The sequence below is a fragment of the Vibrio profundi genome (genome assembly GCF_043642225.1).
Taxonomy (GTDB): domain Bacteria; phylum Pseudomonadota; class Gammaproteobacteria; order Enterobacterales; family Vibrionaceae; genus Vibrio; species Vibrio profundi_A.
Genome location: NZ_JBHZSF010000004.1, coordinates 24,331 through 38,185 on the forward strand (window position 1 = coordinate 24,331; position 13,855 = coordinate 38,185).

Consider the following 13,855-nt stretch of genomic DNA (forward strand, 5'->3'; position numbering starts at 1 on the left):
GGTCAATTTTTTTCACACTCTGAAATAATATACTCAGCCCTGAAAGCAATTTACTAAGAACACTGTTTGACTAGATACTCTCAGCAGGACACTTAATAAAAAGTTTTTAATATTTATTATTTTAGGAGATCCACTATGCCTGTAACTAACTTAGCTGAGCTAGATGCTCTAGTAGCACGCGTTAAAGCAGCACAAGAAGAGTTCGCGACATTCTCTCAAGAGAAAGTAGATGCAATCTTCCGCGCCGCTTCTCTAGCAGCTAACCACGCTCGTATCCCGCTAGCTCAACAAGCGGTTGCCGAGTCTGGCATGGGTATTGTTGAAGATAAGGTTATCAAAAACCACTTTGCATCTGAATTTATCTACAACAAATACAAAGACGAAAAAACGTGTGGCATCTTAGAAGAAGATGACAACCTAGGCACAATGACTATCGCAGAACCTGTAGGTATCATCTGTGGTATCGTTCCAACGACTAACCCAACGTCTACAGCAATTTTCAAATCTCTAATCTCACTTAAAACTCGTAACGGCATCATCTTCTCGCCACACCCACGTGCGAAGAACTCTACTAACGATGCAGCGAAACTTGTACTAGACGCAGCGGTAGCAGCGGGTGCTCCAAAAGACATCATCGGCTGGATCGACCAACCATCTGTAGAGCTTTCTAACGCTCTTATGAAGCACGACGGTATTGCACTTATCCTTGCAACTGGTGGTCCAGGCATGGTTAAAGCAGCATACTCTTCTGGTAAGCCAGCAATCGGTGTAGGTGCGGGTAACGTTCCTGTAGTTATCGATGAAACAGCTGACATCAAACGTGCTGTAGCTTCTATCCTTATGTCTAAGACTTTCGATAACGGCGTAGTATGTGCTTCTGAGCAAGCAGCTATCGTAGTTAGCGAAGTATATGACGAAGTGAAAGAGCGTTTTGCTTCTCACAAAGCTCACGTTCTATCTAAATCTGACGCAGATAAAGTACGTAAAGTTCTACTTATCGACGGTAACCTAAACGCGAAAATCGTAGGTCAACCTGCTCCAGCAATCGCTGAAATGGCGGGTGTTAAAGTTCCTGCTGATACAAAAGTACTTGTAGGTGAAGGTCTAGGTAAAGTTTCTTACGACGACGAGTTCGCACACGAGAAACTGTCTCCAACTCTAGGTCTATTCCGCGCTGACGACTTCGAAGACGCAGTTGCTCAAGCGGTAACTATGGTTGAAATCGGTGGTATCGGTCACACATCTGGTCTTTACACTAACCAAGACGTTAACGCAGACCGCATCCGTTACTTCGGTGACAAGATGAAGACTGCACGTATCCTTGTAAACATCCCAACTACTCACGGTGGTATCGGTGACCTTTACAACTTCAACGTTGCACCTTCTCTAACTCTAGGTTGTGGTTCTTGGGGGGGTAACTCTATCTCTGAGAACGTAGGTCCTAAGCACCTTATCAACAAGAAAACTGTAGCGAAGCGAGCTGAAAACATGTTGTGGCACAAACTACCTAAGTCTATCTATTTCCGTCGTGGTAGCCTTCCAATCGCGATGAGCGACCTAGAAGGTAAGAAACGCGCATTCCTAGTAACTGACCGTTTCCTATTCAACAACGGCTACGCTGATGATGTTGTTCAACTTCTAAAAGCTCAAGGTATTGAAGTTCAAGTATTCTTCGATGTAGAAGCGGATCCAACGTTATCTGTAGTTGAGAAAGGTGCTGAAGCAATGAAGAGCTTCCAACCTGACGTAATCCTAGCACTAGGTGGTGGTTCTCCAATGGATGCTGCTAAGATCATGTGGGTAATGTACGAGCACCCAGAAACGCACTTTGCTGAACTAGCAATGCGCTTCATGGACATCCGTAAGCGTATCTACAAGTTCCCTAAAATGGGTAAGAAAGCTGAGCTTGTATGTATCACTACAACTTCAGGTACTGGTTCAGAAGTTACTCCATTCGCAGTTGTTACAGACGACAAGACTGGTGCTAAGTACCCACTAGCTGACTACGAAATTACGCCAAACATGGCTATCGTTGATGCTAACCTAGTAATGAACATGCCTAAGTCTCTAACAGCGTTCGGTGGTTACGATGCAGTAACTCACGCTCTTGAAGCTTACGTATCTGTTCTTGCGAACGAATACTCTGATGGTCAAGCTCTACAAGCGCTTAAGATGCTTAAAGAATACCTACCATCTAGCTACGCGAACGGTGCAAACGACCCAATCGCTCGTGAAAAAGTACACAACGCAGCAACTATTGCTGGTGTGGCATTTGCGAACGCATTCCTGGGTGTTTGTCACTCTATGGCGCATAAGATTGGTGCTGAGTTCCACCTACCACACGGTCTGGCGAACGCACTACTAATCTCTAACGTTGTACGTTACAACGCGAACGATAACCCAACTAAGCAGACTGCATTCTCTCAGTACGACCGTCCACAAGCACGTCGTCGTTACGCTGAAGTTGCTGACCACCTAGGCCTAAGCCAAGCTGGTGACCGTACTGCTCAGAAGATTGAACGTCTACTAGCATGGCTAGACGAGCTGAAAGGTGACCTAGATATTCCTAAGTCAATCAAAGAAGCTGGCGTTTCTGAAGCTGACTTCGTAGCTAAACTTGATGAATTAGCGGTAGAAGCGTTCGATGACCAATGTACTGGTGCGAACCCACGTTACCCACTAATCACAGAGCTAAAAGAAGTTCTACTGGCTTCTTACCACGGTCAAGCATACGTTGAAGGTGAAACTTTCGAAGGTACGACTGTAATCAAGAAGAAAGCTGACCAAAAAACAGCTGAAGAGAAAGCTCCAAAAGCTAAGAAAGAAAAAGCTGAAGCATAAGTAAGCATTAGTTTTGAGATAAGTTTTCGCTAGCACGTTACTTATCTATCGGGAAAAGACAAAGCCCCAACCTAAAAGGTTGGGGCTTTTTTTTGTTTGTCTAATAACGATAAAGAGGAGAGTTATACTTCAGCCGCAACAACACGACCACTGAAGTAATCGTTAGCAACGATGTATTCGGTATTACGAGTCAGTTCATCTTGTAACTGTGCCCAATGGTATTCATCCAATTTTGCTTCCGTGTTGTGAATCGCTGGAATAACACCACCGACTCGGATTTTAAATGGCGTTAACTCTTTTGCCCAACTATGAGTGAAGCCCTCAACCATCGAATTCGCATTTTCTAGCCCAGAAAAATCATGAAAATCATCATGTGAAATAACGTTAACGATAACGCCTTCTTTGTTTTCTCTACGCATTCGATGGGCGCTAGCCTGTCCGAACGAAAAGAGTGTAGAAGCCATTGACGAAAACTTATCGATAAACATTTGTGAAGGCTGGGTGCTGACGAGGCTTGGCATCGGTGAACTCGTCCAGTTGTTGACCAACACATCAGGCGTCGTCTGAAACTTATCTTGGATGAAATCAAATAAGTCTTGAATGGTACTACTGGAGTAATCGGCAATAGGGTAGCGGTAGACAGATCTTGAACGTGAATAGCACTGAATGTAGGTACTTTCTAAACTTTCGGTGTCATCATCACACAAAACGATTGTCGCGCCTAAGTTGATAAAATGATTGGCAATCGCGTTACCGAGTACGGAACCCGCTGATGTAACGAGTATGATAGAGTTTTTGATGTCCATTCAATGACCTGTCTTATCCTGAGAAGGTTTGATAAGAATGGGTGATAAATTAATCAGTCGGTGTGAATTAGCTCAAACTAAATTAAACGAATGGAAAAGATGTTATGAACTTTGTTGTAACTCACAATAAATTCGCAACGAATTTACCGTTCTCATTTTTGATTACGCTTGAACCTGAATTTGGTGCAAACGGCTAGCGGTTGAAAGTTCATTGTAAAGCGTTGCTTGTGGAAGTTCAGTCGCTTGAGCATTCGCTAATTTTCGGCGGTCATGCCCAGACAGGTTTTGATAGACATCTTCTGGAAGATCAAACGTATCTTCTGGCATGTAAGCAAGAGGCTCTGGTTTTAGGTAGTGGCTCAGTTTAGCGCTCACTAAACTTGCTTGATGGAACTGCTCAGACTGTTTAGCTGAAATGTCATAAGACGATTGGTCTGAACGTAATGGTTGAGGTTCAGAAACACCAAATTGTTTGCGAAGTTGCTGTTCGCTAGTATCAATTTCGTCTATGGCATCGATTGGCGTGCAATCTCTAACATCATTAGAAAACATCGAAAGCAATAACGCAAAGTCAGCACGTCGGCCCTGCTCAACAGCATGGCTGATACCGCTACCGAACTTGAGTTCGTTAATGATTCCTGCTTTGTCTAAAGTATGTATTTGCATGATGCCTCTCATTTGATACTTATGTAACGGCACAAGAGGGGCTAACTTTAGGAATTAATTGACAAAAATTAAAATAAAAAGCCCGCGTATTAAGACGCGGGCTTATACCATATTCAAACTGACTAAGTAGTTTGAAAAATTACTTCGCTAGGTTTTCTTCTACGAAAGACCAGTTTACTAGGTTCCAGAATGCAGCCATGTAGTCAGGACGAACATTGCGGAAATCGATGTAGTAAGCGTGTTCCCATAGGTCAACAGTTAGAAGTGGAGTAACACCTTCTTCTGTTAGAGGAGTTGCAGCGTTAGAAGTGTTAACGATGTCTAGAGAACCGTCAGCTTTTTTCACTAACCAAGTCCAAGAAGAACCGAAGTTGTTGATTGCTGAATCAGTGAATTTTGCTTTGAACTCTTCGAAAGAACCGAAAGCAGCGTTGATAGCGTCAGCAACAGCGCCAGTTGGTTCACCACCTGCGTTAGGAGCAAGACAGTGCCAGTAGAACGTGTGGTTCCAGATTTGTGCTGCGTTGTTGAATACACCGCCAGTAGAAGTTTTGATGATCTCTTCTAGAGTTTTTCCTTCAAACTCAGTACCAGGAACAAGGCCGTTTAGCTTAACAACGTAAGTGTTGTGGTGCTTGCCGTGGTGGAAATCTAGAGTTTCTGCTGAAATATGTGGTTCTAGCGCGTCTTTTGCGTAAGGAAGAGCTGGTAGTTCAAATGCCATTGCTCAATTCTCCATATAGATGAAAGTTTTCACTTTCGGTTGCTTCCAATGATTATTATTTTTAGTCAAATACAGACTGACTTGGGATTTATTTTAGCAAGTTTTTACTTTATTAAAAGCCAAATCCTTCATTTTTGTGTGAAATGTTTAAGACGAAGAGAAGCCATAAATTTTCTATGCTTTATATTCTCGTTCATTGGGGTAGAATGCAGTCAATGAAAGCAGTCAATCCATTAAGAGGAAGCAATGGAAACTATCGATAAAATTAAGCAACAAATTGAAGAAAACACCATTCTACTTTACATGAAAGGTTCTCCTAAGCTACCTAGTTGTGGTTTCTCTTCTCAAGCATCTCAAGCACTTATGGCTTGTGGTGAAAAGTTTGCTTACGTAGATATTCTACAAAACCCAGACATCCGTGCTGAACTACCAGCTTACGCACAATGGCCAACTTTCCCACAGCTTTGGGTTGAAGGTGAGCTAATTGGTGGTTGTGACATCATTCTTGAGATGTTCCAGAAAGGTGAGCTTCAGCCACTGATCAAGGAAGCAGCCGCTAAAGTTGAAGGTGATGAAGCGTAATTACACGCTTTCACTATTTAAAAGGAGCCTAGATGGCTCCTTTTTTGTTCGTTAATAAGGTTTGAGTTATGAATGTAAAACTTCATTATGTGCATGATCCAATGTGTAGCTGGTGCTGGGGATACAAACCGACACTAGAAAAACTTAAGCAACAGCTTCCAGGAAGCATTGAGTTCAATTATGTCGTAGGTGGCTTGGCTCCTGATTCGGAAGAACCGATGTCAGCAGAGATGCAAAGTAAGCTTCAAGCGATTTGGAAACGTATTGAGCAACAGCTAGGCACTGAATTCAATCACGACTTTTGGACGGAGTGTAAACCCGTTCGCAGCACTTACCCTGCGTGTCGCGCCGTGATTGCAGCTGGCTTTCAAGATCATTATGAAGCGATGCTTGAAGCGATTCAGCATGCGTATTATTTACGCGCGATGCTCCCTCACGCGACAGAAACACATATTCAGTTAGCTGAAGAGCTGGGCCTTAACGTTCAGCAATTTACTAATGACCTATCTGGAAAGCTATTGGAAGGGGAGCTTGATGATCAGTTGAGCTTTAAAGAGGCTATGGGCGTGGCGTCTTACCCTACTTTAATGTTGGAAGTGAATGGTATCTTCACAGAAGTGGAACTAGATTATCAATCGACAGAGCCAACATTAAGCTCTATTCGTGCGGTGATAGAAGCGAACGCTTAACTAAGCTGTTAATAAAAAAACCGCTGACTGACGTTAGCGGCTTTTTTGTATCTGAAGGGATAAACCTGGTGACCTATAGCACCATTGCAGCAACCCAACCAAAGATGATCAGTGGGATATTGTAGTGGATAAAGGTCGGTACGACCGTCTCCCAGATATGCTCATGTTGGCCATCTGCATTTAGACCAGATGTTGGACCTAACGTTGAGTCAGAGGCCGGAGAGCCCGCGTCGCCAAGCGCTGCAGCAGTACCAACGAGTGCGATTGTCGCCATTGGAGAGAAGCCAAACGCTAATGCCAGTGGAACGTAAATCGTTGCAAGGATTGGGATAGTAGAGAAAGAAGAACCAATACCCATAGTGACAAGTAATCCCACAATCAGCATTAATAGTGCTGCGAGTGGTTTGTTGTCGCCAATGCTAGTGGATAGGGCTTCGACAAGCGATTCAACACCACCTGTTTGTTTCATCACAGCGGCAAAGCCTGCAGCAGCGATCATGATGAAGCCGATCATAGCCATCATGTGTACGCCTTTGGTGAAGACGTCGTGAGTTTCTTTCCACTTAATGACTCCACCAAAGGTAAAGACCATGAAACCTGCCAATGCACCAATGATCATCGAGCCTGTTGATAGCTGAATCGTTAGGGCAGCAACGATACCAACGGCAGCAATAAGAATGTGCTTTTTGTTGATTGCGGTGGTTTCTGTATGCACTGTAGTGAGTTCGGTCTCTTTGTATTGACGTGGTTTACGGTAAGTGAAAAACACCGCAGTCAATAGACCAAAAATCATACCTGCAGCAGGAAGTAGCATAGCAGTTGGTACTTGGCTCGCGACAACGCCCTCTAAACCATTGTCATGAAGGTTTTTGAGTAGGATATTGTTTAAGAAAATACCGCCGAAACCAATCGGTAATACCATGTAAGGGGTGATCAAACCAAAGGTCAGGACACAAGCGACTAGACGTCGGTCAAGGTTCAGCTTTGCAAAAACGCCTAATAGAGGTGGAATTAAGATTGGGATGAAGGCGATATGGACTGGGATTACGTTTTGAGACGACATCGTCACTAAAATCAATGAGAACAGCACGGCATATTTAAGACCAGTTGTCGCAGATGCGCTGTCTTTACCATGAATTCGTTTAATCACGCTCTGCGCAAGTAAGTCAGTGATCCCAGATTTAGAGATAGCAACGGCAAATGTACCTAACATAGCGTAGCTTAGGGCGATAGTCGCACCACCACCAAGTCCACTTTCGAAAGCAGAAACAGCATCATTCAGGCTCATGCCTGATACTAAACCACCAATGATTGCGCTGAACGTCAGAGCGACGACAACGTTGACTCGCAGCAATGCTAAAGCAAGCATAATGCATACAGAAATTACAACAGGATTCATATTTTTCTCGGTTCGTTGTGTTTGCTTATAATAATTTGTTTTTGTATTTATTCTTCGTCGGCAAGTGGCCAGCCACCTAGGGCTTTCCATTTGTTTACGATGCCGCAAAATAAATCTGCGGTCTTTTGAGTGTCATACAACGCAGAATGAGCTTCTTTGTTGTCAAAATCCATCCCAGCCGCTTTACATGCTTTTGCAAGAACGGTTTGGCCGTAAGCTAAGCCGCTTAATGCAGCAGTATCAAAAGTAGCAAAAGGATGGAAAGGGACGCGTTTTAGCTTACAACGTTCGCTAGCAGCATTTACGAAGTTCAAATCAAACGTCGCGTTGTGCGCAACCATAATCGCGCGGCTACAATTGGAAGCTTTTTGTTCTTTTCTCACTAGCTTATAGATTTCTTTCAAAGCTTCTTGCTCTGAGACCGCACCGCGTAAAGGACTGTATGGGTCTTTAATGCCGTTGAAATCTAATGCTTCTTGCTCGATATTCGCGCCTTCAAAAGGTTCTACATGAAAGTGGATGGTTGATGCAGGCTGAAGATCACCGTTTTCATCCATTTTAAGGGTGATGGCACAAATTTCTAATAATGCATCTGTTTTAGCATTGAACCCTGCGGTTTCAACGTCAATAACTACTGGGAAATAGCCACGGAAGCGTTTTTTTAACGTCAGAGCTTCGTTTTCTACAGTCATGTTAGGCCGAATAAGTGTGATTGGGGCTGCATTATTGCAGATAATAGCAGTGATAAAAACTAGTGAAAGTGATTAATTGGCAAATTCAATCCTAGGAGGTGGCTAGGTTTTTGCATAAAATACGTTAGAGAAAAAAGCGGCAATTAGTCGCAATGTTAAACGATTTGCTTAAGAGACACGCAACCTTATGAATAAACGACTGATGATAGGCTCTATTTTGCTATCGCTACTGTCTGCCCCAAGTTTTGCGCAGTTAGACAAGCGGTATGTGGCAACCCCACAACAGTCTACATGGGAGATGGTTGTTAACTCTCCACTTGAGTGTCGTCTCGTTCATCCTATTCCAAATTTTGGTGATGCGGAATTCTCATCACGAGCGAGTAAGAAAATCATATTAGATTTTGAGCTAAAAATGCGCCGGCCAATGGGTGCCACTCGTAATGTTAGTTTAATCTCTATGCCTCCACCATGGAGACCTGGTGAAAGTGCTGATCGAATGACTACCATTCGATTCTTTCAACAATTTGATGGGTATGTTGGTGGGCAAACCGCTTGGGGAATTTTGACAGAGCTTGAGAAAGGGCGTTATCCGACTTTTAGTTATCAAGAATGGCAAAGCCGTGATCAGCGTATTGAGGTCGCCTTGTCATCGGTTTTATTCCAAGCCAAGTACAATGTGTTTAGTGATTGTATCTCGAACCTTTTGCCATATAGCTTCGAAGATATTTCATTTACGATTTTGCACTACGATAGAAATAGCGACCAGCTCAACAAGGCCTCTAGAAAACGATTAAGCCAAATTGCTGACTATATTCGTTACAATCAAGATATCGATTTAGTGCTGGTGGCAACGTATACCGACTCTGCAGACACAAAAAGTATTAGCCAAAGTCTTTCAGAACGTAGAGCGGACTCACTGAGAGAGTACTTTAAGTCACTTGGCTTACCGGAAGATCGCATTGAAGTTCAAGGTTATGGTAAGCGTCGCCCGATTGCGGATAACAGCTCTCCAATTGGTAAAGACAAAAACCGACGCGTTGTGATTTCATTAGGACGAACACAGGAATAGCGTGAAAACATAAAACAAAGGCCAGTCATCATGACTGGCCTTTTTTGTTGTTTGTAAGTGGGGCATTAGTTAATACGGAACTTCGCAATAATCTCACAATTAGTTGCGGTGTCGATCTTCTCTACCATTGCAGCAATCTGCGGATTTGGATGGCGCTTCATAAAGTCGAATAGCGCTTTTTTACAGCAGCCGATTGAATCGATAAAGCTAGAACATTGAGTGTTTGGGCACTGGGGAATTAGGGTAAGGACTTTTTCAGAGGCCAGCTGTAGATACTTTAGTTCGTAATCGGTGTCCCCAGCCCAGCGCCAAAACTGAGCAAGATTATGGCAAGAAATCACCGAGATTAATAAGCGTTCATCGGCTTCAATATCGGTACGTTCCGTGATTTCTTCGCTTAAAGTGAGCGCTTGCTGATAGTGGAGAATACTCCTTACAGGATCGTCTAACTGTAAGGCTGTGTCTGCCAATAGTGTGTGTTTTTCCCATTCACTGATCATTGTAACGCTCCGCTAATCAAAACTTTCAGTAATCTAAACGATAATTATTATCATGTAAAGTTTGAATAGTAAGACAGCGGTCGTTTATCTCGCCTTTACTACACGAATGCATGCAAAAAAGCGAGCTAGGAAGCTCGCTTAAGAAGTCATTATTGTGGAAGGTTAACCTTCGAGGCCCGCGCTGGCTTGCTTATTTTGAATCAATTCAATCATGTAGCCATCTGGATCTTTAACAAAAGCGATGTGGGTCGTACCGCCTTTAACTGGACCTGGTTCACGAGTCACGTTACCACCTACAGCCTTAATCGCGTCGCAGGTTGTATAGATATCATCTACGCCTATCGCAATGTGACCAAACGCAGAGCCTTGCTCGTACTCAGATGTACCCCAGTTATAGGTTAACTCGATTACAGCGCCTTGGGATTCATCACCGTATCCAAGGAACGCAAGCGTATATTTGTATTCGGTGTTTTCGTTTTTACGAAGTAATTCCATGCCCATTACTTTGGTATAGAATTCTATAGACTTATCTAGATCACCCACACGCAACATAGTGTGTAGAATACGGCCGTTTGACATAGTTTGCTCCTAGCTTCTGATGAGGTAATTTATGTGTCGGTTTTTTCTTTGAATTCACATAAATCTTCGATAATGCAGCTTCCACATCTTGGTTTTCGTGCAACGCAGGTATAACGTCCGTGCAGAATTAACCAATGATGTACGTCTAGCTTAAATTCTTTTGGCACAACTTTTAGTAGCTTTTGTTCAACGTCATCAACTGTTTTTCCCATTGCAAATTTGCTTCGGTTTGATACGCGATAGATATGAGTATCGACAGCTATCGTTGGCCACCCAAAAGCGGTATTTAACACTACATTAGCGGTTTTACGCCCAACACCTGGTAGAGCTTCTAATGCAGCTCGGTCTTCTGGCACTTCACCATTGTGCAAATCCAGAAGCATGCGACAGGTCTTTATGGTGTTTTCGGCTTTAGAATTAAACAGTCCGATGGTTTTGATATATTCTTTTAAGCCATCAACACCAAGGTCAAAAATGGCTTGGGGCGTATTGGCAACAGGGTAGAGCTTGTCTGTTGCTTTGTTTACGCTGACATCAGTCGCTTGCGCTGAGAGAAGTACCGCAATGAGTAATTCAAATGGCGAGCTCCAATTCAGTTCTGTTTGCGGGTTTGGGTTGTTATCCCGCAAGCGCTCTAAAATTTCGACACGTTTGGTATTGTTCATTTGCTACATTACTTTCAGTTAAATTTATAGTTTTGCTTATAGTATGTACACGAAAGAAGCGAATTATTGTTTTAGGAGCTTCTATGCGTTTGTCACTCGAGCACGTTCTATCGCTGGTTTTTCAGCTTTTGGCTTTTTCTGCTCGGCTTGGTGATCAATTAAGTTTTTAATTGCAATTAAGAAACCGACACCAATGAATGCGCCAGGTGGTAATAAAGCGAGTAAGAAACTACTATCGAAGTGGAATATTTCGATTCGTAACGACTGAGCCCATTCACCAAGAAGTAAATCAGCACCATCAAATAAAGTGCCGTTACCAATCACTTCACGCATAGCGCCGAGTGCTACTAATACAGATGTCATTCCCATTCCCATCCAAAAGCCATCAAGAGCAGCAGGTAACACTTCATTTTTGGATGCGAAGGCTTCAGCACGGCCAATGATGATACAGTTCGTTACGATAAGAGGAATGAAGATACCAAGCGAAAGGTACAAGCCGTATGCGTAGGCGTTCATGAGTAACTCGACACACGTAACCAGTGAAGCAATGATCATTACAAACACAGGGATTCGAATTTCTTTTGGAACATGGTTTCTGACTAACGAAACGACAACGTTTGAGCCTACGAGTACGAGTAGCGTTGCGATGCCAAGTCCCAGAGCATTGGTTACTGTCGAAGAAACGGCTAGAAGCGGACACAATCCAAGTAGTTGGACTAGTGCTGGGTTATTTGCCCACATACCATTTTTAATTAGTGTTTTATGTTCACTCATTATTGTCACCACAGTTGAATGGCTGAGCTAGCAGCGTTTCTCTATTTTTGTTCACATAGTCAACGGTATTTCTCACCGCTTTGACAACGGCCCTTGGGGTAATGGTCGCACCGGTAAATTGGTCAAAGTCGCCGCCGTCTTTGCGTACAGCCCAGCGAGAGTAGTTGGCTTCGGTAACTTGTTTACCTGTAAAACTCATTATCCAATCAGTGACACGAAGATCAATTTTGTCGCCAAGCCCTGGTGTTTCTTTATGAGCCAATACACGAGTCCCAGATATCGTTCCATCTTGTTTAATGCCAATAAGTACTTTAATCGCACCATTATAGCCGTCGGGTGCAATAGCCTCGATGGCAATGGCACTTGGCTCGTTATTAATTGTAGCGATATACGCGGGCATCGGTGTCTCGGTCCCTAGCTCAGGGCTAGCGACAAGTGTGCATGAGGAGATCAATTCGTTGTCATGAAGATCATGCGGAATCACTTGATTTAAAACTGAGAGCAATTGAGTCTGCTCTTGGCGTTTAATTTGATCTTTGGTCAGGTACTGGGTTACGGCCACTAATCCAGTAGAAGCACACGCGAAGATGGCGAGTGTCAAACCGTTATTTTTGATTGCTTGGATCATAATGTGTCTTAGTGTCCGTAAGTTCTTGGCTTGGTATAGTAATCAATTAGAGGCACGCACATATTGGCAAGCAGTACAGCGAATGCCACACCGTCAGGGAATCCTCCCCAGCTGCGAATAATAAACGTTAAACCACCGATTAACGCACCAAAAATTAACCTGCCTTTTACTGTTGTCGAAGCGGACACAGGATCCGTTGCGATAAAGAATGCTCCCAGCATAGTCGCACCAGATAACAAATGAATGACAGGTGATGCTGTCTCGCCTGGTGTGAATAGGTAAAAGACAGAACTAAATACGATCAAGCTGGCGAGCATACCTGCAGGAATATGCCATTGAATGACTCGCTGTTTGATAAGTACTAACCCACCAATTAGGTATGCAAGGTTGACCCATTCCCAGCCGATTCCGGCAAGCCCACCAAATTGAGGCTGGCTTAATGCTTCAGATGCCGTATGCCCGGCGTGCAATGATGTTTTAAAGGCATCTAGCGGAGTTGCCATTGTCGTGCCATCGATACCAATTCTCGCTTGTTGTAAAGATAACCCTTCAGCATTATAGCCAGTGAAAATCATTTGAAATGAGTCCACAAAGCTTGCGGCTTCTTCCGTTAAAGATAGCGGAGAGTTCCAGCTTGTCATTTGTACCGGGAACGAAATCAGCAGAACGACATAAGCCACCATCGCTGGGTTGAATGGGTTTTGCCCAATACCGCCGTATAGATGTTTTGCAATGACGATAGCAAAGAAAAGTCCAATAACGAGTAACCACCATGGTGAATGAGGTGGTATAGCAATCGCGAGTAACCAGCCCGTTACGACAGCACTGTAGTCACGTAAAGCGCGATAGGGTGGGCGCTTGCGAAATAACATAACGGCTGCTTCAAATGAAACGGCTAATGCGAGTGCAATAGCTAGCTGAATAAGCGTTCCCCAACCAAAAAAGTAGGTTTGAGCAAGTAAGCCAGGCGTCGCGCAGAGTGCGACCCATTTCATTAAGTCTGGTGTGCTGCGACGACTATGCGCGTGTGGGGAGCTGGCAATAAAAAAGGCCACTATTTGTTCTCCTCAGAATTTTCTTTATCTAATTGAAGCTTTGCTTTACGAGCTTTTGCTCGTGCAATCGCAGCAGCGACAGCTGCTTTTTTTGGGTCTACCGCTTCTTGTGCTTCAGTCTCTGTAGCTGACTCAGCAACGTCGTTAGCCTGCTGTGCTTTTTTCGCTTTAGCGCGCGCAATTGCC

Annotated in this window: 16 protein-coding genes; 4 read left to right on the forward strand and 12 right to left on the reverse strand. The window is 43.7% G+C overall.

The features are described from left to right. Positions 1 to 135 precede the first annotated feature (135 nt). Positions 136 to 2,841 carry a bifunctional acetaldehyde-CoA/alcohol dehydrogenase gene (adhE, locus tag ACHUFI_RS08470; RefSeq protein ID WP_394248136.1) on the forward strand — a complete coding sequence of 902 codons (2,706 nt, stop codon included), beginning with the start codon at positions 136 to 138 and terminating at the stop codon, positions 2,839 to 2,841. A 122-nt stretch (positions 2,842 to 2,963) separates the two neighbouring features. Here adhE and ACHUFI_RS08475 read toward each other — a convergent pair whose 3' ends face one another. From ACHUFI_RS08475 to sodB, 3 genes are all read right to left on the reverse strand, one after another. Continuing rightward, positions 2,964 to 3,647, reverse strand: a complete 684-nt coding sequence (locus tag ACHUFI_RS08475) for an SDR family oxidoreductase (RefSeq protein ID WP_394248138.1) — start codon at positions 3,645 to 3,647, stop codon at positions 2,964 to 2,966. A 162-nt stretch (positions 3,648 to 3,809) separates the two neighbouring features. Continuing rightward, positions 3,810 to 4,313, reverse strand: a complete 504-nt coding sequence (locus tag ACHUFI_RS08480) for a VC2046/SO_2500 family protein (RefSeq protein WP_394248140.1) — start codon at positions 4,311 to 4,313, stop codon at positions 3,810 to 3,812. A gap of 139 nt (positions 4,314 to 4,452) precedes the next feature. After that, positions 4,453 to 5,037 carry a superoxide dismutase [Fe] gene (gene sodB, locus ACHUFI_RS08485; protein ID WP_394248142.1) on the reverse strand — a complete coding sequence of 195 codons (585 nt, stop codon included), beginning with the start codon at positions 5,035 to 5,037 and terminating at the stop codon, positions 4,453 to 4,455. A gap of 246 nt (positions 5,038 to 5,283) precedes the next feature. On the opposite strand from sodB, the gene ACHUFI_RS08490 reads away from it, so the two are divergent. Next, positions 5,284 to 5,619 carry a Grx4 family monothiol glutaredoxin gene (locus ACHUFI_RS08490; RefSeq protein WP_394248144.1) on the forward strand — a complete coding sequence of 112 codons (336 nt, stop codon included), beginning with the start codon at positions 5,284 to 5,286 and terminating at the stop codon, positions 5,617 to 5,619. A 68-nt stretch (positions 5,620 to 5,687) separates the two neighbouring features. Next, a complete protein-coding gene (locus ACHUFI_RS08495; protein ID WP_394248146.1) occupies positions 5,688 to 6,308 on the forward strand; it encodes a DsbA family protein in 621 nt (206 codons plus the stop codon). A gap of 73 nt (positions 6,309 to 6,381) precedes the next feature. Here ACHUFI_RS08495 and ACHUFI_RS08500 read toward each other — a convergent pair whose 3' ends face one another. Together ACHUFI_RS08500 and rnt are read right to left on the reverse strand one after the other, a co-directional pair. After that, the gene (locus ACHUFI_RS08500) at positions 6,382 to 7,707 is read right to left on the reverse strand and encodes a Na+/H+ antiporter family protein (RefSeq protein ID WP_394248148.1); all 1,326 of its coding nucleotides are present in this window, start codon (positions 7,705 to 7,707) and stop codon (positions 6,382 to 6,384) included. 47 nt (positions 7,708 to 7,754) lie between these two features. Next, positions 7,755 to 8,399 (reverse strand): ribonuclease T, encoded by a 645-nt coding sequence (gene rnt, locus ACHUFI_RS08505; RefSeq protein WP_394248150.1) that lies wholly within the window; start codon positions 8,397 to 8,399, stop codon positions 7,755 to 7,757. 187 nt (positions 8,400 to 8,586) lie between these two features. Between rnt and motY the strand changes: the two genes are divergently transcribed. Then, on the forward strand, positions 8,587 to 9,468 hold the full coding sequence (gene motY / locus ACHUFI_RS08510) for a flagellar protein MotY (RefSeq protein ID WP_394248152.1): 882 nt from the start codon (positions 8,587 to 8,589) through the stop codon (positions 9,466 to 9,468). Positions 9,469 to 9,533: 65 nt separating this feature from the next. Here the strand turns inward: motY and ACHUFI_RS08515 are convergent, their stop codons facing one another. The 7 genes from ACHUFI_RS08515 to ACHUFI_RS08545 all read right to left on the reverse strand — a co-directional run. Continuing rightward, complete coding sequence (locus ACHUFI_RS08515; RefSeq protein WP_394248154.1) at positions 9,534 to 9,968, reverse strand: DUF2753 domain-containing protein; 435 nt, start codon at positions 9,966 to 9,968, stop codon at positions 9,534 to 9,536. 162 nt (positions 9,969 to 10,130) lie between these two features. After that, positions 10,131 to 10,547: a lactoylglutathione lyase gene (gene gloA / locus ACHUFI_RS08520; RefSeq protein WP_394248156.1), complete on the reverse strand. Its 417-nt coding sequence runs from the start codon at positions 10,545 to 10,547 to the stop codon at positions 10,131 to 10,133. Between the two features lie 29 nt (positions 10,548 to 10,576). Further along, a complete protein-coding gene (nth, locus tag ACHUFI_RS08525) occupies positions 10,577 to 11,212 on the reverse strand; it encodes an endonuclease III (protein ID WP_394248158.1) in 636 nt (211 codons plus the stop codon). An 81-nt stretch (positions 11,213 to 11,293) separates the two neighbouring features. Beyond that, positions 11,294 to 11,986, reverse strand: a complete 693-nt coding sequence (locus ACHUFI_RS08530; protein ID WP_394248159.1) for an electron transport complex subunit E — start codon at positions 11,984 to 11,986, stop codon at positions 11,294 to 11,296. After that, positions 11,979 to 12,614 (reverse strand): electron transport complex subunit RsxG, encoded by a 636-nt coding sequence (gene rsxG / locus ACHUFI_RS08535; protein ID WP_394248161.1) that lies wholly within the window; start codon positions 12,612 to 12,614, stop codon positions 11,979 to 11,981. The genes ACHUFI_RS08530 and rsxG overlap by 8 nt, the downstream gene beginning before the upstream one ends. A gap of 8 nt (positions 12,615 to 12,622) precedes the next feature. After that, on the reverse strand, positions 12,623 to 13,669 hold the full coding sequence (rsxD, locus tag ACHUFI_RS08540; protein WP_394248163.1) for an electron transport complex subunit RsxD: 1,047 nt from the start codon (positions 13,667 to 13,669) through the stop codon (positions 12,623 to 12,625). Then, on the reverse strand, positions 13,669 to 13,855 hold a 187-nt coding region (locus ACHUFI_RS08545), incomplete at its 5' end, for a hypothetical protein (protein ID WP_394248165.1). The genes ACHUFI_RS08545 and rsxD, both read right to left, overlap by 1 nt.

Coding starts and splice junctions, on each gene's coding strand:
- sodB (WP_394248142.1), bottom strand. CDS start 5,037: ATGGCATTTGAACTACCAGCTCTTCCTTACGCAAAAGACGCGCTAGAA.
- ACHUFI_RS08495 (WP_394248146.1), top strand. CDS start 5,688: ATGAATGTAAAACTTCATTATGTGCATGATCCAATGTGTAGCTGGTGC.
- rsxG (WP_394248161.1), bottom strand. CDS start 12,614: ATGATCCAAGCAATCAAAAATAACGGTTTGACACTCGCCATCTTCGCG.
- ACHUFI_RS08515 (WP_394248154.1), bottom strand. CDS start 9,968: ATGATCAGTGAATGGGAAAAACACACACTATTGGCAGACACAGCCTTA.
- nth (WP_394248158.1), bottom strand. CDS start 11,212: ATGAACAATACCAAACGTGTCGAAATTTTAGAGCGCTTGCGGGATAAC.
- ACHUFI_RS08480 (WP_394248140.1), bottom strand. CDS start 4,313: ATGCAAATACATACTTTAGACAAAGCAGGAATCATTAACGAACTCAAG.
- motY (WP_394248152.1), top strand. CDS start 8,587: ATGAATAAACGACTGATGATAGGCTCTATTTTGCTATCGCTACTGTCT.
- gloA (WP_394248156.1), bottom strand. CDS start 10,547: ATGTCAAACGGCCGTATTCTACACACTATGTTGCGTGTGGGTGATCTA.
- adhE (WP_394248136.1), top strand. CDS start 136: ATGCCTGTAACTAACTTAGCTGAGCTAGATGCTCTAGTAGCACGCGTT.
- ACHUFI_RS08475 (WP_394248138.1), bottom strand. CDS start 3,647: ATGGACATCAAAAACTCTATCATACTCGTTACATCAGCGGGTTCCGTA.
- ACHUFI_RS08500 (WP_394248148.1), bottom strand. CDS start 7,707: ATGAATCCTGTTGTAATTTCTGTATGCATTATGCTTGCTTTAGCATTG.
- ACHUFI_RS08490 (WP_394248144.1), top strand. CDS start 5,284: ATGGAAACTATCGATAAAATTAAGCAACAAATTGAAGAAAACACCATT.
- ACHUFI_RS08530 (WP_394248159.1), bottom strand. CDS start 11,986: ATGAGTGAACATAAAACACTAATTAAAAATGGTATGTGGGCAAATAAC.
- rnt (WP_394248150.1), bottom strand. CDS start 8,399: ATGACTGTAGAAAACGAAGCTCTGACGTTAAAAAAACGCTTCCGTGGC.